Origin of the sequence: Streptomyces sp. NPDC096046 (assembly GCF_040303285.1) — a bacterium.
Taxonomy (GTDB): Bacteria; Actinomycetota; Actinomycetes; order Streptomycetales; family Streptomycetaceae; genus Streptomyces.
Window position 1 is genome coordinate 25,260 of sequence record NZ_JBEOSZ010000014.1, and the last position, 23,204, is coordinate 48,463.

The 23,204-nt window shown below is 70.9% G+C and carries 21 protein-coding genes; 3 read left to right on the forward strand and 18 right to left on the reverse strand.

Annotation, left to right across the window (positions count from 1 at the left end; genetic code table 11):
- Positions 1-14: 14 nt before the first annotated feature.
- The 11 genes from nuoK to ABTX62_RS14955 are packed head-to-tail and all read right to left on the reverse strand — an operon-like array spanning position 15 to position 10,892.
- Entirely contained in the window at positions 15-314 is a 300-nt protein-coding gene (gene nuoK / locus ABTX62_RS14905) for an NADH-quinone oxidoreductase subunit NuoK (RefSeq protein WP_062928520.1), read from the reverse strand.
- On the reverse strand, positions 311-1,153 hold the full coding sequence (locus ABTX62_RS14910; protein WP_352116543.1) for an NADH-quinone oxidoreductase subunit J: 843 nt from the start codon (positions 1,151-1,153) through the stop codon (positions 311-313). The genes nuoK and ABTX62_RS14910 overlap by 4 nt, the downstream gene beginning before the upstream one ends.
- Complete coding sequence (gene nuoI / locus ABTX62_RS14915; protein WP_352116544.1) at positions 1,150-1,815, reverse strand: NADH-quinone oxidoreductase subunit NuoI; 666 nt, start codon at positions 1,813-1,815, stop codon at positions 1,150-1,152. Before nuoI ends, ABTX62_RS14910 begins: the two co-directional genes overlap by 4 nt.
- Positions 1,808-3,184 (reverse strand): NADH-quinone oxidoreductase subunit NuoH, encoded by a 1,377-nt coding sequence (gene nuoH / locus ABTX62_RS14920; protein WP_352116658.1) that lies wholly within the window; start codon positions 3,182-3,184, stop codon positions 1,808-1,810. The genes nuoI and nuoH overlap by 8 nt, the downstream gene beginning before the upstream one ends.
- A gap of 20 nt (positions 3,185-3,204) precedes the next feature.
- Positions 3,205-5,709, reverse strand: a complete 2,505-nt coding sequence (locus ABTX62_RS14925; RefSeq protein WP_352116545.1) for an NADH-quinone oxidoreductase subunit G — start codon at positions 5,707-5,709, stop codon at positions 3,205-3,207.
- Entirely contained in the window at positions 5,706-7,052 is a 1,347-nt protein-coding gene (gene nuoF / locus ABTX62_RS14930; RefSeq protein WP_502997951.1) for an NADH-quinone oxidoreductase subunit NuoF, read from the reverse strand. Before nuoF ends, ABTX62_RS14925 begins: the two co-directional genes overlap by 4 nt.
- Positions 7,052-7,912, reverse strand: a complete 861-nt coding sequence (gene nuoE / locus ABTX62_RS14935) for an NADH-quinone oxidoreductase subunit NuoE (RefSeq protein WP_352116547.1) — start codon at positions 7,910-7,912, stop codon at positions 7,052-7,054. The genes nuoF and nuoE overlap by 1 nt, the downstream gene beginning before the upstream one ends.
- Complete coding sequence (locus tag ABTX62_RS14940; protein ID WP_352116548.1) at positions 7,909-9,231, reverse strand: NADH-quinone oxidoreductase subunit D; 1,323 nt, start codon at positions 9,229-9,231, stop codon at positions 7,909-7,911. The genes nuoE and ABTX62_RS14940 overlap by 4 nt, the downstream gene beginning before the upstream one ends.
- Positions 9,228-9,968 (reverse strand): NADH-quinone oxidoreductase subunit C, encoded by a 741-nt coding sequence (locus ABTX62_RS14945; RefSeq protein ID WP_352116549.1) that lies wholly within the window; start codon positions 9,966-9,968, stop codon positions 9,228-9,230. The genes ABTX62_RS14940 and ABTX62_RS14945 overlap by 4 nt, the downstream gene beginning before the upstream one ends.
- Positions 9,965-10,519 (reverse strand): NuoB/complex I 20 kDa subunit family protein, encoded by a 555-nt coding sequence (locus ABTX62_RS14950; RefSeq protein WP_352116550.1) that lies wholly within the window; start codon positions 10,517-10,519, stop codon positions 9,965-9,967. The genes ABTX62_RS14945 and ABTX62_RS14950 overlap by 4 nt, the downstream gene beginning before the upstream one ends.
- 13 nt (positions 10,520-10,532) lie before the next feature.
- A complete protein-coding gene (locus tag ABTX62_RS14955; protein WP_019755222.1) occupies positions 10,533-10,892 on the reverse strand; it encodes an NADH-quinone oxidoreductase subunit A in 360 nt (119 codons plus the stop codon).
- A 724-nt stretch (positions 10,893-11,616) separates the two neighbouring features.
- Here ABTX62_RS14955 and ABTX62_RS14960 point away from each other — a divergent pair.
- Positions 11,617-12,468 (forward strand): C40 family peptidase, encoded by an 852-nt coding sequence (locus ABTX62_RS14960; RefSeq protein ID WP_352116551.1) that lies wholly within the window; start codon positions 11,617-11,619, stop codon positions 12,466-12,468.
- Between the two features lie 657 nt (positions 12,469-13,125).
- Here the strand turns inward: ABTX62_RS14960 and ABTX62_RS14965 are convergent.
- Positions 13,126-14,418 (reverse strand): geranylgeranyl reductase family protein, encoded by a 1,293-nt coding sequence (locus tag ABTX62_RS14965; protein WP_352116552.1) that lies wholly within the window; start codon positions 14,416-14,418, stop codon positions 13,126-13,128.
- A 100-nt stretch (positions 14,419-14,518) separates the two neighbouring features.
- On the opposite strand from ABTX62_RS14965, the gene ABTX62_RS14970 reads away from it, so the two are divergent.
- Positions 14,519-15,043 carry a GNAT family N-acetyltransferase gene (locus ABTX62_RS14970; protein ID WP_352116553.1) on the forward strand — a complete coding sequence of 175 codons (525 nt, stop codon included), beginning with the start codon at positions 14,519-14,521 and terminating at the stop codon, positions 15,041-15,043.
- Positions 15,044-15,133: 90 nt separating this feature from the next.
- Positions 15,134-15,487 carry a PASTA domain-containing protein gene (locus ABTX62_RS14975; protein WP_352116554.1) on the forward strand — a complete coding sequence of 118 codons (354 nt, stop codon included), beginning with the start codon at positions 15,134-15,136 and terminating at the stop codon, positions 15,485-15,487.
- On the opposite strand, the gene ABTX62_RS14980 is transcribed toward ABTX62_RS14975, so the two are convergent.
- From ABTX62_RS14980 to ABTX62_RS15005, 6 genes are all read right to left on the reverse strand, one after another.
- Positions 15,474-16,169 carry a demethylmenaquinone methyltransferase gene (locus ABTX62_RS14980; RefSeq protein WP_352116555.1) on the reverse strand — a complete coding sequence of 232 codons (696 nt, stop codon included), beginning with the start codon at positions 16,167-16,169 and terminating at the stop codon, positions 15,474-15,476. The two genes, ABTX62_RS14975 and ABTX62_RS14980, sit on opposite strands and share 14 nt — an antisense overlap.
- A gap of 192 nt (positions 16,170-16,361) precedes the next feature.
- Positions 16,362-17,039 (reverse strand): amidohydrolase family protein, encoded by a 678-nt coding sequence (locus tag ABTX62_RS14985; protein WP_352116556.1) that lies wholly within the window; start codon positions 17,037-17,039, stop codon positions 16,362-16,364.
- 7 nt (positions 17,040-17,046) lie between these two features.
- Positions 17,047-18,246: a cyclic dehypoxanthinyl futalosine synthase gene (gene mqnC / locus ABTX62_RS14990; RefSeq protein ID WP_352116557.1), complete on the reverse strand. Its 1,200-nt coding sequence runs from the start codon at positions 18,244-18,246 to the stop codon at positions 17,047-17,049.
- A 70-nt stretch (positions 18,247-18,316) separates the two neighbouring features.
- Positions 18,317-19,348, reverse strand: coding sequence for a CPBP family intramembrane glutamic endopeptidase (locus tag ABTX62_RS14995; RefSeq protein WP_352116558.1), 1,032 nt, complete (start codon positions 19,346-19,348; stop codon positions 18,317-18,319).
- Between the two features lie 184 nt (positions 19,349-19,532).
- A complete protein-coding gene (locus ABTX62_RS15000; protein WP_352116559.1) occupies positions 19,533-20,261 on the reverse strand; it encodes a prepilin peptidase in 729 nt (242 codons plus the stop codon).
- A complete protein-coding gene (locus ABTX62_RS15005; RefSeq protein WP_352116560.1) occupies positions 20,258-23,140 on the reverse strand; it encodes an AfsR/SARP family transcriptional regulator in 2,883 nt (960 codons plus the stop codon). The genes ABTX62_RS15000 and ABTX62_RS15005 overlap by 4 nt, the downstream gene beginning before the upstream one ends.
- Between the last annotated feature and the right edge of the window lie 64 nt (positions 23,141-23,204).

The window sequence follows — 23,204 nt, forward strand, 5'->3', positions numbered from 1 at the left end:
ATTCTTCCGACCCCTTACAGCTTCATCAGGCTGGCGTCGTCGACCGAGGCCGAGTGGCGGGCACGGAACAGGGACACGATGATCGCCAGCCCGACCACGACCTCGGCGGCGGCGACGACCATCGTGAAGAAGGCGATGATCTGGCCGTCGAGGTTGCCGTGCATCCGGGAGAAGGCGACGAACGCGAGGTTGCAGGCGTTGAGCATGAGCTCGACGCACATGAACACGACGATCGCGTTGCGCCTGATCAGCACGCCGGTGGCGCCGATCGTGAACAACAGGGCCGCGAGATAGAGGTAGTTGACCGGGTTCACTTCGACGCCTCCTCGGACCGCTGGAACTTCGCCGGCCCGACCGCCCTGCGCTCCAGGCGCTCCTCGGACCGCTGCTCCAGGGCCTTGAGGTCGTTGAGCGCCTCCCGCGACACATCGCGGATCTGGCCGCGCTCGCGCAGCGTCTTGCTGACGGTGAGGTCGGACGGGGTGCCGTCGGGCAGCAGGCCCGCGATGTCGACCGCGTTGTGCCGGGCGTACACACCGGGCGCCGGCAGCGGCGGCAGTTGCCTGCCCTCGCGCACGCGCTCCTCGGCGAGCTCCCGCTGCGTCTTGGCCCGCTCGGTGCGCTCGCGGTGAGTGAGCACCATGGCACCGACGGCGGCCGTGATGAGCAGGGCGCCGGTGATCTCGAACGCGAAGACGTACCTGGTGAACAGGAGGGCGGCCAGGCCCTCCACATTGCCCCCGGCGTTCGCCTGGCCGATGCCGTTGAACTCCGTCAGGGAGGCGTTGCCGATCCCGGCGACCAGCAGGACGCCGAAGCCGAGCCCGCACATCGCGGCCAGCCAGCGCTGGCCCTTGATGGTCTCCTTCAGGGAGTCCGCCGCGGTGACGCCGACGAGCATCACCACGAACAGGAACAACATCATGATCGCGCCGGTGTAGACGATGATCTGGACGACGCCCAGGAAGTAGGCGCCGTTGGCGAGGTAGAACACCGCCAGGATGATCATGGTGCCGGCGAGGCAGAGCGCGCTGTGCACGGCCCTCTTCATGAGGATGGTGCCCAGGGCGCCGATCACCGCGACGGTGCCGAGGATCCAGAACTGGACGGCCTCTCCGGTGGAGGTGGAGTAGGCGGCGAGCTGGGCGGTCATCGGCCGATCACCTCGTCCGACGCGGGTTCGGTCCCGCCGAAGGTCGAGTCGGCCTCCTGCACCACCTCGCCCTTGGAATGGGCGACCTGCTGCTCGGTGCCGGGCGCGGCCTCCGTCACCAGGCCCCGGTAGTAGTCCTGCTCGTCCGTGCCGGGGTAGATGGCGTGGGGCGTGTCGACCATGCCCTCTTCCAGACCGGCGAGCAGCTGCTCCTTGGTGTAGATGAGGTTGGCGCGGCTGGAGTCGGCCAGCTCGAACTCGTTGGTCATCGTGAGCGCGCGGGTGGGGCAGGCCTCGATGCACAGGCCGCACAGGATGCAGCGGGCGTAGTTGATCTGGTAGACGCGGCCGTACCGCTCGCCGGGCGAGTAGCGCTCCTCCTCGGTGTTGTCCGCGCCCTCCACGTAGATCGCGTCGGCGGGGCAGGCCCAGGCGCACAGTTCACAGCCGACGCACTTCTCCAGGCCGTCCGGATGGCGGTTGAGCTGATGCCGTCCGTGGAAGCGCGGGGCCGTGGTCTTCTGCTGCTCCGGGTACTGCTCGGTCAGCCGCTTCTTGAACATGGCCTTGAAGGTCACGCCGAAGCCGGCCACGGGGTTCTGGAAACCGGGCTTGGTGTCCTTGGGTTCCTCAGCCTTCGAACGCTCGAGTTCCTCAGCCATCGGACGCCTCCTTTCCATCCGTAGATCCGCCCAGAGGTCCGTCACTCTGAGTATCGGGCCCGCCACTGACAATCAGCTCCCGCTCACGGCGCGAGCGGCGGCGCGGGACCGGCGGTAGTTCCTGTCCGGGCAGCGGCGGTACGGGGAATCCGCCCGCCATCGGGTCGAAGGCGGCCGGGGTCTCGGCCGGCTGTTCGGCCTTCTTGGCCTTCTCGCGGAAGATGTCGGCGACGAAGGAGAGCAGGAGCAGGGCGAGGACACCGCCGCCCACGTAGAGGGCGATGTCGGCGAAGTCGTAGCCCTCGTTCCGGAAGGCCCGCACGCTCGCGACGAGCATCAGCCAGACCAGCGAGACCGGGATGAGGACCTTCCAGCCGAGCTTCATCAGCTGGTCGTAGCGGACGCGCGGGAGCGTGCCGCGCAGCCAGATGAAGAAGAAGATGAGCACTTGGAGCTTGACGACGAACCAGAGCATCGGCCACCAGCCGTGGTTCGCGCCCTCCCAGAAGGTGCTGACGGGCCAGGGGGCACGCCAGCCTCCGAGGAACAGCGTCACCGCGATCATCGAGACGGTGACCATGTGGATGTACTCGGAGAGCATGAACATCGCGAACTTGATGGAGCTGTACTCGGTGTTGAAGCCGCCGACCAGGTCGCCCTCGGACTCCGGCATGTCGAACGGGGCCCGGCTGGACTCACCGATCATCGTCACCATGTAGACCAGGAACGAGACCGGGAGCAGGAGGAAGTACCAGCGGTCCTCCTGGGCTCCGACGATCGCCGATGTCGACATCGAGCCGGAGTAGAGGAACACCGCGGCGATGGAGGCACCCATGGCGATCTCGTACGAGATGATCTGGGCGCACGATCGGATCCCGCCGAGCAGTGGGTACGTCGATCCGGAGGACCAGCCGCCCAGGACGAAGCCGTACACCCCCAGGGAGCCGATGGCCAGGATGTAGAGCATCGCGACCGGCAGGTCGGTGAGCTGCATCGTGGTGCGCTGGCCGAAGATCGAGATCTCGTTGCCGGCCGGGCCGAAGGGGATCACCGCGATCGCCATGAAGGCCGGGATGGCCGCGATGACCGGCGCGAGGACGTACACCACCTTGTCCGCGCGCTTGACGATCACGTCCTCCTTCAGCATCAGCTTGACGCCGTCGGCGAGCGACTGGAGCATGCCCCACGGCCCGTGCCGGTTGGGGCCGATGCGCAGCTGCATCCAGGCCACGACCTTGCGCTCCATGACGATGGAGATCAGCACGGTCACCATCAGGAAGGCGAAGCAGAACACCGCCTTGACGGCGACCAGCCACCAGGGGTCGGTGCCGAACATCGAGAGGTCTTCAGCGGCGAGGAAAGGGCTCATGCCGCCGCCTCCTTGGGGGCTCATGCCTCCACCTCCTTGGGGGCCTCGCCGGCGAGCGTCGCCGGGCCGACGCGGACGAGGGAGCCGGGCCGCGCCCCGGTGTCGGAGGCGACGCCGCCGCCGGTGGAGTTCAGCGGCAGCCACACCACCCGGTCGGGCATGTCGCTGATCTGGAGCGGGAGTTCCACGACCCCCTGGGGGCCGGTGACCGCGAGCAGGTCGCCGTTCTCGACGCCCGCCTCGGCGGCCGTCGCGGACGACAGCCGCGCGCGAGCGGCGTGCCGGGTTCCGGCGAGTGCCTCGTCGCCCTGCTGGAGGACGCCCTGGTCGAGCAGCAGCCGGTGTCCCGCGAGGACGGCTTCACCGGCGGCCGGCCTCGGCAGCGCGGCCGCGGTCTCCAGGGGCTCGCCGGCCCGCGGGCCGTCCCAGGCGCCGAGCCGGTCGATCTCGCCGCGCACGGTGCGCAGGTCCGGCAGTCCGAGGTGGACGTCCATGGCGTCGGCCAGCATCTGCAGCACGCGCGCGTCGGTGGGTGCCGAACGGCGGGTCATCTGGTCGGGCTTGAGCGCCGCCTCGAAGAAGCGGATTCGGCCTTCCCAGTTGAGGAAGGTGCCGGCCTTCTCGGCGACCGCGGCCACGGGCAGGACGACATCGGCCTTGCGGCTGACCTCGCTCGGCCGCAGTTCCAGCGAGACCAGGAAGCCCACCTCGTCCAGCGCCGCACGCGCGCGTGCCGGGTCGGGCAGGTCGGCGACCTCCACGCCCGCCACCAGCAGCGCCTGGAGCTCTCCGGTCGCGGCGGCCTCCACGATCTGGCCGGTGTCACGGCCGTAGCGGTGCGGGAGACCGGCGACGCCCCAGACGGCGGCGACCTCGTCCCGCGCGCGCGGGTCGGTGGCCGGGCGTCCGCCCGGCAGCAGCGACGGCAGCGCGCCCGCCTCGATCGCACCGCGCTCCCCGGCCCGGCGCGGGATCCACACCAGCCGGGCGCCGGTCGCGGAGGCCGTGCGGGCGGCGGCGGTGAGCCCGCCGGCCACGGCGGCCAGCCGCTCGCCGACGACGATGACCGCGCCCTCGGTGCGCAGTGCCTCGGCGGCGAGCGCGCCGTCGTCCTCCAGGCCGGCGCCTCTCGCGAGCGCGTCCAGCCACTCGGTCTCGGTGCCGGGCGCGGCCGGCAGCAGCGTGCCACCGGCCTTCTCCAGACCGCGCGTGGCGTGCGTGGCCAGGGAGTACACCTTCTGCCCGTGGCCCCGCCAGGCCTTGCGCAGCCGCAGGAAGACGCCGGGCGCCTCCTCCTCCGCCTCGAAGCCGACCAGCAGGACGGCGGGTGCCTTCTCCAGCGCGGTGTAGGTGACGCCCGTGCCGTCGAGGTCCCGGCCGCGCCCGGCGATCTCGGCCGCGAGGAAGTCGGCCTCCTCGCTGCTGTGCACGCGTGCCCGGAAGTCGATGTCGTTGGTGTCGAGCGCCACCCGCGCGAACTTGCTGTACGCGTACGCGTCCTCGACGGTGAGGCGGCCGCCGGTCAGGACTCCTGTGCGGCCCCGGGAGGCCAGCAGCCCTTGGGCCGCGATCTGCAGCGCTTCGGGCCAGGAGGCCGGTTCCAGCTCGCCCTCGGCGTTGCGCACCAACGGCGTCTCAAGCCGGTCGCGCTGCTGCGCGTACCGGAACCCGAACCGCCCCTTGTCGCAGATCCACTCCTCGTTGACCTCGGGGTCGTCGGCCGCGAGGCGCCGCATGACCTTGCCGCGCCGGTGGTCGGTGCGCGTGGCGCAGCCGCCGGAGCAGTGCTCGCACACCGACGGGGAGGAGACCAGGTCGAAGGGGCGGGAGCGGAATCGGTACGCCGCCGAGGTCAGCGCGCCGACCGGGCAGATCTGGATGGTGTTGCCGGAGAAGTACGACTCGAACGGGTCGCCCTCGCCGGTACCGACCTGCTGGAGCGCGCCCCGCTCGATCAGCTCGATCATGGGGTCGCCCGCGACCTGGTTGGAGAACCGGGTGCAGCGGGCGCACAGTACGCACCGCTCGCGGTCGAGGAGCACCTGCGTGGAGATCGGCACGGGCTTCTCGTAGGTCCGCTTGCGGCCCTCGAAGCGGGACTCGGCGTCGCCGTGCGACATGGCCTGGTTCTGCAGCGGGCACTCACCGCCCTTGTCGCAGACCGGGCAGTCCAGCGGGTGGTTGATGAGCAGGAGCTCCATCACACCCTTCTGGGCCTTCTCGGCGACCGGGGAGGTGAGGTGGGTCTTGACCACCATCCCGTCGGTGCAGGTGATGGTGCAGGACGCCATGGGCTTGCGCTGGCCCTCGACCTCGACGATGCACTGGCGGCACGCGCCGGCCGGGTCGAGCAGGGGATGGTCGCAGAACCGGGGGATCTCGATGCCGAGCTGCTCGGCGGCCCGGATGACCAGGGTGCCCTTGGGCACGCTGATCTCGGCGCCGTCGATCGTCAGCGACACGAGGTCCTCCGGCGGGACCACTGCCTCTCCCCCGCCTGAGGGAGCGTTGGTGGTCACGGTCATGCGTTCACCTCCGTGCGGTCGGCCCAGGCCGTCGACTTGGCCGGGTCGAAGGGACAGCCCCGGCCCGTGACGTGCTGCTCGTACTCCTCGCGGAAGTACTTCAGCGAGGAGAAGATCGGCGAGGCGGCGCCGTCGCCGAGGGCGCAGAAGGACTTGCCGTTGATGTTGTCGGCGATGTCGTTCAGCTTGTCGAGGTCGGACATCTGTCCCTTGCCGGCCTCGATGTCGCGCAGCAACTGCACGAGCCAGTAGGTCCCTTCGCGGCAGGGCGTGCACTTGCCGCAGGACTCGTGGGCGTAGAACTCGGTCCAGCGCGTGACGGCCCGGACCACGCAGGTCGTCTCGTCGAAGCACTGGAGGGCTTTGGTGCCGAGCATGGAACCCGCGGCGCCCACTCCTTCGTAGTCAAGAGGGACGTCGAGGTGCTCGTCGGTGAACATCGGGGTCGAGGAGCCGCCCGGCGTCCAGAACTTGAGGCGGTGCCCGGGGCGCATCCCGCCGCTCATGTCGAGGAGCTGACGGAGCGTGATGCCGAGCGGCGCCTCGTACTGGCCGGGGCTGGCGACATGGCCGGACAGGGAGTAGAGCGTGAAGCCGGGCGACTTCTCACTCCCCATCGACCGGAACCATTCCTTGCCCCGCTGCAGGATCGCGGGAACCGACGCGATCGATTCGACGTTGTTCACCACGGTCGGGCAGGCGTAGAGGCCCGCGACGGCGGGGAAGGGAGGGCGAAGCCGCGGTTGGCCCCGGCGGCCTTCGAGCGAGTCCAGCAGCGCGGTCTCCTCACCGCAGATGTACGCACCCGCGCCCGCGTGCACGGTGATGTCGAGGTCGAGTCCGCTGTCCAGGATGTTCTCGCCGAGGAAGCCCGCCTCATAGGCCTCGCGCACGGCCGAGTGCAAGCGCCGCAGAACGGGGACGACTTCACCCCGCAGATAGATGAAGGCGTGCGACGACCTGATGGCGTAACACGCGATGATCATGCCCTCGATGAGGCTGTGCGGGTTCGCGAAGAGGAGCGGGATGTCCTTGCACGTCCCGGGCTCCGACTCGTCGGCGTTGACCACCAGATAGTGCGGCTTTCCGTCCCCCTGGGGAATGAACTGCCACTTCATGCCCGTGGGGAAGCCCGCGCCGCCGCGCCCGCGCAGACCGGAGTCCTTGACGTATGCGATCAGGTCGTCCGGCGACATGGCGAGCGCCTTGCGCAGCCCTTCGTAGCCGTCGTGGCGCCGGTAGACGTCCAGCGTCCAGGACCTGTCCTCGTCCCAGAAGGCCGACAGCACCGGTGCGAGCAGCTTCTCGGGGCTGGTGTCCTTCAGCTCGGGTGCCAAGGTCATCACTCCCCCTCCTCGGCGGTGGGCCCGGCCGGGTGGGCCGGGTCGGAGGCCGACGTGTCCTGCGGCGCGTCGTGCGAGCTCAAGTGCTCCGTCGGTGACGGGTCGTGCGGTGGCCCGGTGCGGGCCGCCTCACCGCGCGGGTGCACCACGCGCGCGGGAGAGACCTCGCCCTTGGCGAGCTTCAGACCGACCAGGGAGGCGGGTCCCGCGCTTCCCCCGGACTCCACGGCCCCGTCCCGCTCGTCGGGGAAGCCGGCCAGGACCCGGGCGGTCTCCTTGAAGGTGCACATGCGCGCCCCGCGGGTGGGCGTGACCGGCCGTCCCGCGCACAGGTCGTCGACGAGGCTCTTGGCGCTGGCGGGGGTCTGGTTGTCGAAGAACTCCCAGTTGACCATCACGACCGGCGCGAAGTCGCAGGCCGCGTTGCACTCGATGTGCTCCAGGGTGACCTTGCCGTCGCCGGTGGTCTCGCCGTTGCCGACGCCGAGGTGCTCCTGGAGCTCCTCGAAGATCGCGTCCCCGCCCATGACGGCGCACAGGGTGTTGGTGCACACCCCCACCTGGTAGTCGCCGCTCGGCTTGCGGCGGTACATGGTGTAGAAGGTGGCGACGGCGGTGACCTCGGCCGTGGTCAGGCCGAGGACGTCCGCGCAGAACCGCATGCCGGTGCGCGTGACGTGCCCTTCCTCGGACTGCACGAGGTGCAGCAGCGGCAGGAGGGCGGACCGGGAGTCGGGGTAGCGGGCGATGATGTCGCGCGCGTCCGTCTCCAGACGGGCCCGGACGTCGTCCGGGTAGGCGGGTGCGGGCAGTTCGGGCATGCCCAGGCTGACGCCCCGCTCGGAAGACGATGTGGTCACCGGTCGACGCCTCCCATCACGGGGTCGATGGACGCGACGGCGACGATGACGTCGGCGACCTGGCCGCCCTCGCACATCGCCGCCATGGCCTGAAGGTTGGTGAAGGACGGGTCGCGGAAGTGGACCCGGTAGGGGCGGGTGCCGCCGTCGGAGACGACATGCACCCCGAGTTCGCCCTTGGGTGACTCGACCGCCACGTACGCCTGTCCCGGTGGGACGCGGAAGCCCTCGGTGACCAGCTTGAAGTGGTGGATCAGGGCCTCCATGGAGGTGCCCATGATCTTCTTGATGTGGTCGAGGGAGTTGCCGAGTCCATCGGGGCCCAGGGCGAGCTGGGCGGGCCAGGCGATCTTCTTGTCGGCGACCATGACCGGGCCCGGCTGGAGCCGGTCCAGGCACTGCTCGACGATCCGGAGGGACTGGCGCATCTCCTCCAGCCGGATGAGGAAGCGGCCGTAGGAGTCGCAGGTGTCGGCGGTCGGGATCTCGAACTCGTAGGTCTCGTAGCCGCAGTACGGCTGGGCCTTGCGCAGGTCGTGCGGGAGGCCGGTGGAGCGCAGGATCGGGCCCGTCGCGCCGAGGGCCATGCAGCCGGTCAGGTCGAGATAACCGACGTCCTGCATACGGGCCTTGAAGATGGGGTTCCCGGTGGCGAGCTTGTCGTACTCCGGGAGGTTCTTCTTCATCTTCTTCACGAACTCGCGGATCTGGTCCACCGCGCCGGGCGGCAGGTCCTGGGCGAGTCCGCCCGGGCGGATGTACCCGTGGTTCATCCGCAGGCCGGTGATCATCTCGTAGATGTCGAGAATGAGTTCACGATCACGGAATCCGTAGATCATGATCGTGGTGGCGCCGAGTTCCATGCCGCCGGTGGCGATGCACACCAGGTGCGACGCCAGCCGGTTCAGCTCCATCAGGAGCACGCGGATGATCGTGGCGCGGTCCGGGACCTGGTCCTCGATGCCGAGGAGCCTCTCGACGCCGAGGCAGTACGCCGTCTCGTTGAAGAACGGCGTCAGGTAGTCCATGCGCGTCACGAACGTGGTGCCCTGCGTCCACGTCCGGTACTCGAGGTTCTTCTCGATGCCGGTGTGCAGGTAACCGATTCCGCAGCGGGCCTCGGTGACGGTCTCGCCCTCGATCTCCAGGATCAGGCGGAGCACGCCGTGCGTGGACGGGTGCTGTGGGCCCATGTTGACGACGATGCGCTCGTCGTCGGTGCGGGCCGCGGACTGGACGACGTCGTCCCAGTCGCCGCCGGTGACCGTGTAGACGGTGCCCTCGGTGGTCTCGCGAGGGGAGGCGTGCGAAGTGCTCATGAGTACGACCTCCGCTGGTCCGGAGCCGGGATCTGGGCGCCCTTGTACTCGACGGGGATGCCGCCGAGGGGATAGTCCTTGCGCTGCGGAAAGCCCTGCCAGTCGTCCGGCATCATGATCCGCGTCAGGGCCGGGTGGCCGTCGAAGACGATTCCGAAGAAGTCGTACGTCTCGCGCTCGTGCCAGTCGTTCGTCGGATAGACGGAGAACAGCGACGGGATGTGCGGGTCGCTGTCGGGGGCGCTGACCTCCAGGCGGATCACCCGGTTGTGGGTGATCGAGCGCAGGTGGTAGACGGCGTGCAGCTCGCGCCCCTTGTCGTTCGGGTAGTGCACGCCGCTGACGCCGGTGCACAGCTCGAAGCGCAGGGCCGGGTCGTCGCGCAGGGTGCGGGCGACGCGGACGAGGTGCTCGCGCTCGATGTGGAAGGTCAGTTCGTCGCGGTCGACGACGGTCCTCTCGATGGCGTTGCCGGGGACCAGGCCCTGTTCCTCCAGCGCGCCCTCCAGCTCGTCGGCGACCTCGTCGAACCAGCCGCCGTAGGGGCGGCTCGCCGGTCCCGGGAGCCGGATCGAGCGGACCAGGCCGCCGTAGCCGGAGGTGTCGCCGCCGTTGTCGGCGCCGAACATGCCGCGCTGGACGCGGATCTCCTCACCGCCCTGGCCGCGCTGGCCCGGGAGGTTCTCCGCGGAGAGGTCCTTCTCCGGGTTGACTCCGTTGCCGTTCGCCTCGCTCACCGCAGCAGCCCCTTCATCTCGATGGTGGGCAGCGCCTTGAGCGCCGCTTCCTCCGCCTCGCGGGCCGCTTCCTCGGCGTTCACGCCGAGCTTGGAGCTCTGGATCTTCTGGTGGAGCTTGAGGATCGCGTCCAGCAGCATCTCCGGCCGGGGCGGGCAGCCGGGGAGGTAGATGTCGACCGGCACGATGTGGTCGACGCCCTGGACGATGGCGTAATTGTTGAACATGCCGCCGGAGGAGGCGCAGACCCCCATGGAGATCACCCACTTGGGGTTCGGCATCTGGTCGTAGACCTGCCGCAGCACCGGCGCCATCTTCTGGCTCACCCGGCCGGCGACGATCATCAGGTCCGCCTGGCGCGGCGAGCCCCGGAAGACCTCCATGCCGAAGCGCGCCATGTCGTAGCGGCCCGCGCCGGTGGTCATCATCTCGATGGCACAGCAGGCGAGGCCGAACGTGGCGGGGAAGACCGAGGCCTTGCGCACCCAGCCCGCGGCCTGCTCGACGGTGGTCAGCAGGAAGCCGCTCGGCAGCTTTTCTTCGAGTCCCATGACGTGTGGCTCCTCAGTCCCATTCCAGGCCGCCGCGCCGCCATACGTACGCGTACGCGACGAAGACGGTGAGCACGAAGAGCAGCATCTCCACGAGCCCGAAGATCCCCAGGGCGTCGAAGCTGACGGCCCAGGGGTAGAGGAAGACGATCTCGATATCGAAAATGATGAAGAGCATCGCCGTCAGGTAGTACTTGATGGGGAAGCGCCCGCCGCCGGCCGGCGTGGGGGTCGGTTCGATACCGCACTCGTAGGCCTCGAGCTTGGCGCGGTTGTACCGCTTGGGCCCGATCAACGTGGCCATCACCACGGAGAAGATCGCAAAGCCTGCCCCGAGGGCTCCCAGTACGAGGATGGGCGCATAAGCGTTCACCGCTCCTCGCTCCTCTCAGTCGGCACTGACTGCTGGCGGTTTGCGTCAGGCTCACATCCGCCCCACCTGTCCCTCGAACCTCGCCCGCCCCGGCGAAGATCGGGAACATGTGAAGCAGGTCACAAGCCCAACCGCGTGCATCTTATGCCCGACCCTCTGTGATCTGCGACACGGGGTATTGCACAAGCTTTGTGATCTCCACCACCTGACGATCGATCATGAAGTCGGATGAGCGGTGATCTTCACACGCGAAGCGTCCGAGTGATCACGAGAGGTGACATTTTGGCACGTCATCGCAGGCCGGAGGGGTCGTCTCAATATCAAGAGGGTTCCCTTGCATGCAAATTGGCGAGGGAGTCGATCTCTTGGTAGAGGCCCGTTCACACGTCAGGGGGTGCGCGGGGCGGGGTGTGGACGTGTGCGCGCGTTCACGATCTCCGCGAGCTCGTGACCCGGTCGTGATCCATGCGCCGGGACGCGACCGCCGGGGCAACCGTTCCGTGACCTCCGTCACATGGATGAGAGATCCATGAGAACGGGGCTTGGCCAATCAACCCCACCGATGGTAGGCCCGGGGCAATTCGGGCGTATTGATCAAACACCGTGATCACAGGCTGGTCACGGCGCGCCCGCAATGTCCGTTAGGACGTCAATAAAGGAGCTCGTCGGGGGTTTTTGGGGGTCCGGGTGAACAACTGTGGCGCAGCACACGTTTCTTGAAGATATGAAGGAGCCCCTGGTACCGGTTATTCCCATGTCCCACACCGCTCACATACGCAGCCACCGGAAACCCCGCCGCAGCGCGACCTCTTCGATCGCCGTGCGTGCCGGAGTCACCGGTGGCGTCCTCAGCATGGCGGCGGCAGGTGCGTCGGCTTCGGCGAGCGCCGCCGAGCCGGTGACGCAGACCATCGAACTGCCCACCCTGACGGCCGACCTGTCCGCTCAGGTGGCCCAGTCCGCGGCCGCCACCCAGCAGGCCGCCGCGAACTACGAGCTGCGCGCCGAGCGTGACGCGGCCGCCGCCAAGGCCGCCGCGGAGGCCAAGAAGGACCTCGCCGAGGCGAAGAAGAAGGCGGAGGCCAAGAAGAAGGCCGCCGAGGAAGCCCGCAAGGCCGCCGCCGAACGCGCCACGCGCAACGCCGAGCGCGCCACGCTGTCCGCCTCGGCCTCCACGTCCGCCTCCACCTCCACCTCCACGTCCGTGTCGGCGCCCGCCAGCGGCAGCGTCGCGACGGTCATCTCGTTCCTCAAGGCCCAGCTGGGCGACGCCTACGTCATGGGCGCCACCGGTCCCAACGCCTGGGACTGCTCCTCCCTCGTGCAGGCCGCGTACAAGCAGGTTGGTGTGGACCTGCCGCGCGTCTCGCAGGACCAGTCGATGGCTGGCACGGACGTCCCGCTGTCCAGCATCCAGGTCGGCGACATCCTGTACTGGGGCGGCAAGGGCTCCGCGTACCACGTGGGCGTCTACATCGGGAACGGCCAGTACCTGGACGCGGCCAACCCCTCCAAGGGCGTCGTCATCCAGGACCTGTCGGGCTACCCGGCGTCGGGCGCGGTGCGCGTCCTCTGACGTCTCACGCCGTCTGACCCTTCCGCACCTACGGGCTTGAGGGCCGCTGCCACTTCGAGGCAACGGCCCTCCCGGCCTGTCCGGGACCATCGGCCTTCCCCGACCCCCACCCTGCCCCCAGAGGCGCTTCAGTGGCCCTCAGAGCCGTTCTGGAGGCCATGCGGCACCGCCGCCCGCCCGTGCACTTCCCTCACTCGAGCACCCTGCGCCCGAATTGTCCCAACATGGTTGAGGGTTGCTCCTCTGGCGGGCCGTAAGTCCCGTACGCCCCGAAATGGTGCGGGCCGGCGGCAGCGGGTGGCCGCCAAGCCGAACACCCGTGCAGGACGACGGCATGTGCAGGACGACGGCATGCGCAGCCGGCAAGGCGCTCGGGCCACCGGCAGACCACCCGCTCAAGCCACCGGCACCGCGAACCGGCAACCCGCTCAAGCGGTCGCGAACCAGCAACCCGCTCAAGCCGTCGGCACCGCAGGCCGACCACCCGCTCACGCCACCGGCACCACGAACCGGCAGCCCGCTCACGCCGTCGGCACCGCAAGCCGACCACCCGCTCACGCCACCGGCACCACGAACCGGCAACCCGCTCACGCCACCGGCACCACAAGCCGACCACCCGCTCACGCCACCGGCATCACCACACGGGCGCCCGCTCGCTCAGGCCTTCGGGGCCACCCTGCTCAGGCCGTTGATGATGCGGTCCATCGCGTCGCCGCCGGTCGGGTCGGTGAGGTTCGCGAGGAGCTTCAGGGTGAACTTCATCAGCATCGGGTGGGTGAGCCCGCGCTGGGCCGCGATCTGCATGACCTTCGGGTTGCCGATGAGCTTCACAAAGGCGCGGCCGAGCGTGTAGTAGCCGCCGTAGGTGTCCTTCAGGACGCGCGGGTAGCGCTGGAGGGCCAGTTCACGGCTCGCGGGGGTCGGCCGGGCGTGGGCCTGGACGATGACGTCGGCGGCGATCTGGCCGGATTCCATGGCGTAGGCGATGCCTTCGCCGTTGAAGGGGTTCACGAGGCCGCCGGCGTCGCCGACGAGCAGCAGGCCCTTGGTGTAGTGCGGCTGGCGGTTGAAGGCCATGGGCAGCGCGGCGCCGCGGATCGGACCGGTCATGTGGTCGGGGGTGTAGCCCCAGTCCTCCGGCATGGACGCGCACCAGGCCTTCAGGACCTCGCGCCAGTCCAGTTCCTTGAAGGAGTCGGAGGTGTTGAGGACGCCCAGGCCGACGTTCGAGGTGCCGTCGCCCATGCCGAAGATCCAGCCGTAGCCGGGCAGGAGACGGTCCTCGGCGCCGCGGCGGTCCCACAGCTCCAGCCAGGACTCCAGGTAGTCGTCCTCGTGGCGCGGGCTGGTGAAGTACGTGCGCACCGCCACCCCCATCGGGCGGTCCTCGCGGCGGTGCAGGCCCATCGCCAGGGACAGCCGGGTGGAGTTGCCGTCGGCGGCCACGACGAGGGGTGCTTGGAAGGTGACCTCGCGCTTCTCCTCACCGAGCTTGGCGTGCACACCGGTGATGCGGCCGGTGCGGTCGTCGACGATCGGCGCGCCCACGTTGCAGCGCTCGAAGAGCCGGGCGCCGGCCTTCTGGGCCTGCCGGGCGAGCTGCTCGTCGAAGTCGTCGCGCTTGCGGACGAGGCCGTAGTCGGGGAAGGAGGCGAGATCCGGCCAGTCGAGCTGGAGCCGCACCCCGCCGCCGATGATGCGCAGGCCCTTGTTGCGCAGCCAGCCGGCCTCCTCCGAGATGTCGATGCCCATCGCCACGAGCTGCTTGACGGCACGCGGGGTGAGGCCGTCGCCGCAGACCTTCTCGCGTGGGAACTCGGTCTTCTCCAGCAGGAGGACGTCGAGTCCCGCCTTGGCGAGGTGGTAGGCGGTGGTGGAGCCGGCCGGCCCCGCGCCCACGACGATCACATCGGCGGTGTTCTCGGAGAGGGGCTCGGTCACGACGGTCACGGCGGGATCTCCCCAAGTTCGGAATCTTGCGTGCCGACCGGCACTGGACATGGGCAGTCTATGCAGCGGCGTTCATCACCCGGCTGAAGGGCTGCCCTCCGTGAATCGAGCTCTCCCCGCTGTGCGGCTTCGCGTCCCCACTCACGAGGACGCGTTCGTCTGGCACCGGATCTTCGACGACCCGGACGTCATGGAGTTCCAGGGCGGCAGGGCCGCGGAGCTCTCGGTCTACGAGGAGCTCACCGCCCGCCAGCGCCGGCACGACGCCGAACTCGGCTTCTGCCTGTGGACGGTGCTCGACGAGTCGGGGCAGGTCATCGGGTTCACCGGTGCCCAGCCGTGGGAGCGGGCCTGGGGCCCGGCGGGCGAGATCGAGATCGGCTGGCGGCTTGCCCGGGAGCACTGGGGCAAGGGTTACGTCACCGCGGCCGCGCGGCAGACGCTGGAGCGGATGCGGGTGACCGGCGTACCGGGCGTCGTGGCGATGGTCGACGCCCGCAACAGCCGGTCGATCGCGGTGACCCGGCGTCTGGGGATGCGTCTCGCCGAGACGTTCACGACACCGGCCGCGCGACGGACGGGGCACTGCTACCGACTCGACCTCCAGGCTGTCGACGCACAGTAGCCGACTGTCGCAGAAAGGCACCTGTCGCCTCCGGACCGGTGCGGGGCGGGAGTTACCCTTCCCGCACCGCTGGGGGTGGCATCCGTGCACATGTCCCGCAAGGAACCCGACGTGCGCGTCCCGCGCCTGGTCGGCCTGATGGCCGTGGACGCGCGGGAGACGGCCCGGGCTCAGGGTCTCCTCCTCGGCGCGCCGGACCGGCCCGGCTTCCACCTCGCCGTCGTCGACCACGTCGTACGCCAGTACCCGCGGGCCGGAGCCGAGGTACCGCGGGAGTCGATGGCCTACGTGTGGTTCGACTTCGGCTCGGGCGAGGGCGGCGGGGGCGTGCGCGAACCGCGGCTGCCGCGCCCGCCCCGGGGCGGACTCCAGCGGGAGCCGGACGAGTCGGGCGACGACCCGTACCCGGTGCTCAGCCCCGCTGGAGCGATCAGCCCCGCTTGAAGCCCCGGTGCAGGGCGACGATTCCGCCGCTCAGGTTGCGCCAGGCCACCCGGGACCAGCCGGCCCCGCCCAGCCGCTCGGCCAGGGCGGGCTGGTCGGGCCAGGCGCGGATGGACTCGGCGAGGTAGACGTAGGCGTCGGGGTTGGAGGACACGGCCCGGGCGGCCGGCGGCAGGGCGCGCATCAGGTACTCGGTGTAGACCGTGCGGAACGGTGTCCACGTCGGGTGCGAGAACTCGCAGATCACGATCCGCCCGCCGGGCCGGGTCACCCGGAGCATCTCGCGCAGCGCGGCGTCCGTGTCCTGCACGTTGCGCAGCCCGAAGGAGATGGTGACGGCGTCGAAGGTGCCGTCCTTGAACGGCAGCCGCGTGGCGTCACCCGCGGTGTACGGCAGCCAGGGCCGACGCTGCTTGCCCACCTGGAGCATGCCCTGCGAGAAGTCGCAGGGGACGACGTAGGCGCCGGTGCGGGCGAAGGGCAGCGAGGAGGTCCCCGTACCGGCCGCCAGGTCGAGGATCTTCTGCGCCGGGCGCGCGTCGACCGCCTTGGCGACCTCCTTGCGCCATCGCCGGTCCTGGCCGAGGGACAGCACGTCGTTGGTCAGGTCGTACCGTTCCGCCACGTCGTCGAACATCGAGGCGACTTCGTGCGGCTGCTTGTCCAGGGATGCGCGGGTCACGGGCCCATTCTTGCAGCACCCCCTGCGGGCAGGAGCCGCGGCTTCTTCCGTGCCGCCACGTCCTCCACCCAGCCGCACAGCAGCACAGCAGCACGGACACCGTGCGCGGACAGCTACTCGGCCGGGGCGGCGACCGGTTGCAGCGGAATCACACAAGGGCCGGGAGCGTTCGCGGGCTGATCCGTCCCGGGGTCAGCGGGACCGGTACACCAGTCGGCCGGCCAGCACGGTCGCCACACAGGTGACCGCGCCGCGCTCCCGCAGGGCCGTCTCGTCGGGTACGTCGAACACGGCCAGGTCGGCCCGGCCGCCGACGGCCATCGGGGCGTGAACGGTGCCCGCGAGGTCGTACCCCTCGGCGAACGGGTCGAGGTCGGGCCGCTCCCCGAGCAGTGTGCCGGGCGCCTTCGTGGTCCCCACGACGGTCAGTCCGGACCGGGCGACGGCCGTGGCCACCAGCGGGTCGCGGAAGCGGGCGCCGGGCGAGGCGACCGCCGTCGTGCCGTAGCGCAGCATCCGCTGCACGCCGCGCCGCACGCTGCCCGACCAGCGGGTCTCGGTGAGGTCGCCCAGGGCCGCCAACCGCTCGCCCCACAGGGGCTGTTCGCCCAGCTCGTCGGCTTCGCGCGGGTCGGGGTGGTAGCAGTGGCGCAGCAGCCACAGCGGGTGCCACTGGCGCAGACCCGGGGTGAGCACGCCCGGCCAGCGCCGCACCCGCGCGCCCGGCGCGGTGTCGACGGCGTCCTCGTACGGCTCGACGGCGATGATCCGGTCGCCGTCCACCACGACGGCTCCGTCCACGACGGCGCCGTCCACGCCCGGTGCGCCGCCCGCCGGCAGGACCAGCGGGGCGGCGTGGATCGTCAGCACGGTCGGGTCAGTTGGGGGCCAGCAGCTTCAGCTCGGGGTGAGCCGTGCCGCCTTCGATGGCCGTGGAGGAGATGTGCGAGACCACGCGGTCGTCGACCGGGTCGTTCGCCGGGTCGTCGTGGACGACGAGGTGCTCGTACGTGGTCGCGCGCTGGGCGGGCACACGGCCCGCCTTCCGGATCAGATCGATGATCTCCATCCGGTTGGACCGGTGCCTGGCACCGGCCGACGACACCACGTTCTCCTCCAGCATGATCGAGCCGAGGTCGTCCGCGCCGTAGTGCAGGGAGAGCTGCCCGACCTCCTTGCCCGTGGTCAGCCACGAGCCCTGGATGTGGGCGATGTTGTCCATGAACAGCCGCGCGACGGCGATCATCCGCAGGTACTCGAAGAGCGTCGCCTGGGTGCGGCCCTTCAGGTGGTTGTTCTCGGGCTGGTAGGTGTACGGGATGAAGGCGCGGAAGCCGCCCGTGCGGTCCTGGACGTCCCGGATCATCCGCAGGTGCTCGATGCGCTCGGCGTTGGTCTCGCCGGTGCCCATGAGCATGGTGGAGGTGGATTCCACGCCCAGGTGGTGCGCGATCTCCATGATCTCCAGCCAGCGCTCGCCGGACTCCTTCAGCGGGGCGATGGCCTTGCGGGGCCGCTCGGGCAGCAGCTCGGCACCGGCACCGGCGAAGGAGTCCAGGCCGGCGGCGTGAATACGCCGGATCGCCTCCTCGACGGACACCTTCGAGATCCGGGCCATGTGCTCGACCTCGGACGCCCCCAGGCTGTGGATGACCAGCTGCGGGAATTCCTTCTTGATCGCCGCGAAGTGCTTCTCGTAGTACTCGACACCGTAGTCCGGGTGGTGCCCGCCCTGGAACATGATCTGGGTGCCGCCGAGCTCGACGGTCTCCGCGCACCGGCGCAGGATGTCGTCCAGGTCACGCGTCCAGCCCTTGGCGGTGTCCTTGGGAGCGGCGTAGAACGCGCAGAACCGGCACGCCGTCACGCAGACGTTCGTGTAGTTGATGTTGCGTTCGATGATGTACGTCGCGATGTGCTCGGTCCCGGCGTACCGGCGGCGGCGTACGGCGTCGGCGGCGGCGCCCAGCGCGTGCAGCGGGGCGTCCCGGTACAGCACGAGCGCTTCGTCCGGGGTGATCCGCCCACCGGCGGCTGCACGGTCGAGGATGGGCTGAAGGTCGGCCTTCTCGGTCACCGGGCGTCCCTTTCGTAAGGGTTGTGGACGGACCAGCCCAGCGTACGCCAGGGGTTCCAAGGGCTGGACGTCAGGCCGTGCGGGCGGGGCCGGGGTACTCCGGGTACGGGGTGGGCGCCTGCGCCGGGGTCGAGAGGCGCTGCGGCCTGCGACGCCGGGCGAGCCACAGCACGATCGCGGCGTAGAGCAGGTCGGCGGCCATGGCGGCGGCGGCCAGCGACCAGGGCGCGTCGGCCGCGGTCTCGTCCGAGGACAGTCCGCCGACGACCGCGGCGGAGGCGCCGAAGGCCAGCAGGTTGTTCAGGACGTGCAGGGCGATGGCCGCTTCCAGTCCGCCGGTGCGGATCGTGAGCAGTCCCGCCACCAGGCCGTTCACCAGCAGACCGAGGAACCCCCATCGGGTGCCCCAGCCGTGCGCCGCGGCGAACAGCGCGGCCTGTGGGATCACCACGATCCACGGCGAGCGCACGAAGGCGCCGACCGCCTGGGTCAGCCAGCCGCGGAAGACGTACTCCTCGGCCGCGGCCTGCAACGGGACAAGGGCCGCCAGCACGGCCAGGGCCACGAGGAACGAGCGCCAGCCCACCCATGTGTCGGACCCGCCGGACCCGCCGGCCCCGGCGGAGTCGTCCGGCAGGAGGAAGGCCGTCACCGTGAGCAGCAGGACGGGCACCAGCCCGGCCAGCAGACACCACCCGAGCCAGCCGAACCGCAGCCGCCCGGTCACCGACGAGACGGTGCCGACCGGCCGTCTCGCCGGCCACAGCACGGCCAGCAGCACCAGGGGCAGGGCTATCGCGATGGCCACCAGATCCGTCGCGGTGTTCCCGAGCGGCCCCAAGTCGGCGCCCCCGTCCGGCAGTTCCGGCAATCCGGCCATCGCCCCGAGCGCGTAGGAGGCGACGAGCAGCACGACCACCAGCACGGAGTAGCCGCAGACCAGCAGCAGCGTGCCGACCAACGGCCGCCACCAGCGGTGACGGCCTGTGGTGCGGTCCATCCGGTGGTAGGGGTGGCCGCCGGGGTCGGGGACCGGGGCGGCGGGGTACGGCGTGGGGCCGGTGGGGTACGGGGTCGGGCCGGTGGGGTACGGGGAGGTCATGATCAGCATCCTTACAGGGCCGGTTGCAGGGGACTTATGACCGCCGTCGCCCTGCTCGGCGCGGTTCCTCGGTGTTCCTCGCCGCGTACGGGGTGTAGGTCGCCTACCGCGTCCCCGGCGGCATCGCCGACGACTGACGACCGGCTGATCGCCGGCTGCTCCCCACGCGCGCCGGGCGGCGTCGTCAGGCTGTGTACGCGCCCACGAGAAGGCCCAGGAACGCTCCCGCGATCAGGAACGGGCCGAACGGGATGGCCGTCTTGCGGGTGGCCCGCCGGGTGATCACCAGGGCCGCGCCGTACAGCGCGCCCAGGAGAAAGCCGGCGAAGGTGCCCAGCATGACCGTCGGCCAGCCGTACCAGCCGAGGGCGGCGCCCGCGCCGAGGGCGAGTTTGACGTCGCCGAAGCCCATGCCCGCGGGGTTGATGAGGAACAGGACGAAGTAGCCGCCGCCCAGGGCGAGGGAGCCGAGCAGGGAGGTCGTCCAGACGCCCGCGTTTTCGGGGACGAGGGCGGTGAGGCCGAGCAGGGCGAGTGCGGCGCCGGCGAAGGGCAGGGTGAGCGGGTCGGGCAGGCGCCGTACGCGGAAGTCGACGACCGTGAGCAGCACGCCGACCGGGGCGAGCAGCAGCCAGACCCCGAGCTCGGGGCGGGTGCCGGTCGCGGCGGCGAGAGCGGCGCAGACGAGGGCGGTGGCGATCACCAGGGGGGTCGTACGGGGGCCGTATCCGCTCGTCGCGCACTCCGGGCACGCCGCCCGCCCCAGCCAGCCCCTGACGGTGTGCCCGTCGGGGCACTCCCGCCGCCATGCCTCCCCCGAGGGCGCCGAGAACCGGTAGGCCGCGCGCGGCAGCAGCGCCCCCGCCGCCGCGCCCCACAGCGCGGCGGCGACGGCCAGCAGCCCGGTGCTCATCCCGCGGTGGCGATCGCGTCGCGCCAGGCCGGCAGCAGTTCGTCGAGCAGCGCCTCGGTGCGCGGTGGCAGCCCGCGGGCCCCGCTGCGGCCGATGAGGTCGGTGGCGAGGGCGGTCAGCCGGTCCGTGTCGCCCGTGGCGTGGGTGGCGCGCAGCAGCTCGTGCCACAGGCGCTCGTCGGCCGGGGCGGTGCGCAGGGCCGCGCCGAGCGCCTCGATGGCCTTCTCGGCGCGGTTCTTCTCCATGTGGAACTCGCACAGCGCGAGCCCGGTGTCCGCGACGAGCAGCGGCAGTTGGGCGTCGACGATCTCGTGGGTGAGCCACCGGTAGCGGCCCTCGGGCCGGTCGGCGAGCAGCGGCCCGCGCACCAGGACCAGCGCGTCCGTGAGCAGCCGCCCGCGCACGGCCCGGCTGCCGACGCCCTTGCCCTGTGTGGCCTCGTGGTACAGCGACCGCAGCACGTCCAGGTCGGAGACGACCGTCTTGGCGAGCGTGAGCCGGCCGGAACGGTCGGTGCCGAGGCGGGGCGTGCCGTCGGGGTCGGTGCCGAGCCACTCGCGCAGCCGGTCCAGCAGCGCGTCGCGCACGTCGTCGGTGACACCGCGCGGCCACAGCGCGGAGGACAGTACGCGCGGGTGCACGCCCTCGCGGTGCAGGAGCAGCAGGGCGAGCGCCTCGTGCAGCAGCGCGCTGCGCTCCCCGTCCGGGTTGTCCAGGCCGATGATCTCGTACGGCCCGACGAGCCGGGCGTACACGGCCGGCCGGCCCTGCTCGCTGATGTCGACGAGGAACGGCGGGGTGGTCGCCGGCCTGTCGGGGTCGCGCTCCGGGTCGGCCTCGACGAACAGCTCGACCACCGCCCGCTGCTGGGCGGCCGGCAGCAACTGGGCGTCCAGTTCGAGGCCGAGGAGGGGCGCGAGCAGCTTGCCCTGGCCGGTGATCTCCATCTCCCAGGCGGCGCCCGGCAGATCACCGGTCTCGGTGCCGACGAGGTAGCCGATGCCGAGCCGGCTCGCGTCGGCGGCGAGTTCGGCGAGCTTGACGGCGTCCTCGGCGGACGGCTGGGCGGCGAGCAGGACGAGGTGCGGGGCCCAACGGGTGTGCTGGGCGGGCCCGGTGCGCCCGGTGAGGACGGAGTCGTGCCCGGCGGCGCCCAGCGCTCCGCGCCGCTGCCGCGTCTCGGCCTCCATGGTCTCGACGAGCGCCTCGATGTCCTCGAGGTGCCGGATCCGGCTGGGGGCGAGCGGGGTGAGGTCCTCCCCGAAGCCGACGAGCGTGATGGTCATGCGGTCGGACCAGCCGTTGGTGGCCAACTCGGCGGCCACGGACGCGAAGACGGCGGCCCGGTCGGCCTCCCGGCCGCTCAGCGACACGATGCCGGGCACGGCCTCCAGGTTGAGCAACAGCCGCGAGTCGTCCATGGTGCCGAGGCTGACCAGGCCCGGGTAGGGCGCGGCCGTGTCGACGTCCTCGTAGCGCTCGGCGTCGGTCCGGGCCAGCATCCAGAAGGTCTGGTCCTGCCCCTGCTGCCAGGGGGCGGGGGGCTTCCCCGCGGGCTGGGCGAGTTGGAGGTGCAGGTCACCGTTGCTGAGCCAGGCCGCGTACACGACCGGCAGCGCCCGCGACTCCTCGGCGAGGGAGGCGGCGAGACCGCGCAGGGACCGGTCGAGCAGCCGCACGCCCTCGGGGTCGGCGCCGACCAGGAGCGCGTCCTGTACGTCCAGCGCGTCCCCGCTCGGCGTGGGCGGCTCCATGCCGCGTCGGCCGCCGACGGCCCCGAACGCCGACTGCCACAGCGCCTGCCGACGCCGCCGGCCCAGGGCGCCGAGGAGTCCGGCGGCGAGGAGGGGCGCGGTGAGGAGGGCTTCGGGAAGGCCGAAGGAACGGTCGGACTCGGCGCCGACGGCCGTCGCCTGCCGGTGCCCCGCGTCGTGGGCGGGCCGCTGCTGCTCGGGGACGGACACCTGGGCGGTGCCGCCTCCCCGCGCCTGGTCGCTTCCGCCCCGGGCGCCGCCTCCACCCTGGGCGTGATCCCCGGTCTGCGCGTAGTCGGAGATCTGCTGCCGGACCTCCGGCGACACGTTGGGCGCCTCGTCGGGCATCTCGACGAGCTCACCGCCGCGGGCGTCGCCCGGCATCTCCATGATCCAGCCGGGCCGGATGAGACTGGCCTCGGACAGCTTGGACCCGTCCGGCTGCACGCGGTCCTTGTTGAGCTCGAAGATCTCCTTGTAGCGACGCCCGTCGCCCAGGTGCCGTTGGGCTATCTCCCAGAGGGAGTCGTGGTGACGCCCCTCGGGCGGCTGGATCCGGTAGTACTTCGTGTCGCCCTGCCGGGCGGTGCCGCCACCGGCGTCGGCGTGGGCGGCGGCGTGCGAGGCCTGCTCGGCGAGGGCCGCGGCGGCACCGGACGCCTGGTCCTGCTGCTGGGCGAAGAGCCCGGGGGTGGCCTGGGCGGCCGCGACGGTCGGCTTCTGGCCGGCGTCGTAGCCCTGCCCGAGCTGCGACAGCCCGGGCGTGAAGCTGGCGGCGGTGGCGCCGACGAGCAGCAGCGCGGCGACGAGCTGCCGCGCGAGCAGCTGACTCGGCCCGGCACCGGGCACCCGTCCCGGCACGCCGACACCCGACAGAGCGGCCTTCATCTCCACGAGCACACACGCCGTGAACTGCGCCCACGCCAGCCACACGAGGACGGTGAGGATGTTCAGGAAGGTATGGACGGTGATCTCTTGCTGGAGCCAGTCGAAGCTGGGCACCCCGCTCGGCAGCGGCCACCCGATCTGCGTGGCCAGCGCGCCCGGCACACCGACGAGCAGCACGGCCAGGGCGACGAAGGCGAAGAACGCCTTGACGAAGTCCCCGAACGACCTCCGCCGCATCCTCACCGGCTGTGGAGTCCGGTTCCGTGGAGCGGCCGTGGTTCCCGTCGTTCCCGTCGTGCTT

Bases quoted from the DNA above. Each gene is read 5' to 3' on its own strand.
- ABTX62_RS14910 (WP_352116543.1), bottom strand. From the start codon at position 1,153: ATGACCGCCCAGCTCGCCGCCTACTCCACCTCCACCGGAGAGGCCGTC.
- nuoI (WP_352116544.1), bottom strand. From the start codon at position 1,815: ATGGCTGAGGAACTCGAGCGTTCGAAGGCTGAGGAACCCAAGGACACC.
- nuoH (WP_352116658.1), bottom strand. From the start codon at position 3,184: ATGAGCCCTTTCCTCGCCGCTGAAGACCTCTCGATGTTCGGCACCGAC.
- ABTX62_RS14925 (WP_352116545.1), bottom strand. From the start codon at position 5,709: ATGACCGTGACCACCAACGCTCCCTCAGGCGGGGGAGAGGCAGTGGTC.
- nuoF (WP_502997951.1), bottom strand. From the start codon at position 7,052: ATGACCTTGGCACCCGAGCTGAAGGACACCAGCCCCGAGAAGCTGCTC.
- ABTX62_RS14940 (WP_352116548.1), bottom strand. From the start codon at position 9,231: ATGAGCACTTCGCACGCCTCCCCTCGCGAGACCACCGAGGGCACCGTC.
- ABTX62_RS14950 (WP_352116550.1), bottom strand. From the start codon at position 10,519: ATGGGACTCGAAGAAAAGCTGCCGAGCGGCTTCCTGCTGACCACCGTC.
- ABTX62_RS14960 (WP_352116551.1), top strand. From the start codon at position 11,617: ATGAAGGAGCCCCTGGTACCGGTTATTCCCATGTCCCACACCGCTCAC.
- ABTX62_RS14975 (WP_352116554.1), top strand. From the start codon at position 15,134: ATGTCCCGCAAGGAACCCGACGTGCGCGTCCCGCGCCTGGTCGGCCTG.
- ABTX62_RS14995 (WP_352116558.1), bottom strand. From the start codon at position 19,348: ATGACCTCCCCGTACCCCACCGGCCCGACCCCGTACCCCACCGGCCCC.
- ABTX62_RS15000 (WP_352116559.1), bottom strand. From the start codon at position 20,261: ATGAGCACCGGGCTGCTGGCCGTCGCCGCCGCGCTGTGGGGCGCGGCG.
- ABTX62_RS15005 (WP_352116560.1), bottom strand. From the start codon at position 23,140: ATGCGGCGGAGGTCGTTCGGGGACTTCGTCAAGGCGTTCTTCGCCTTC.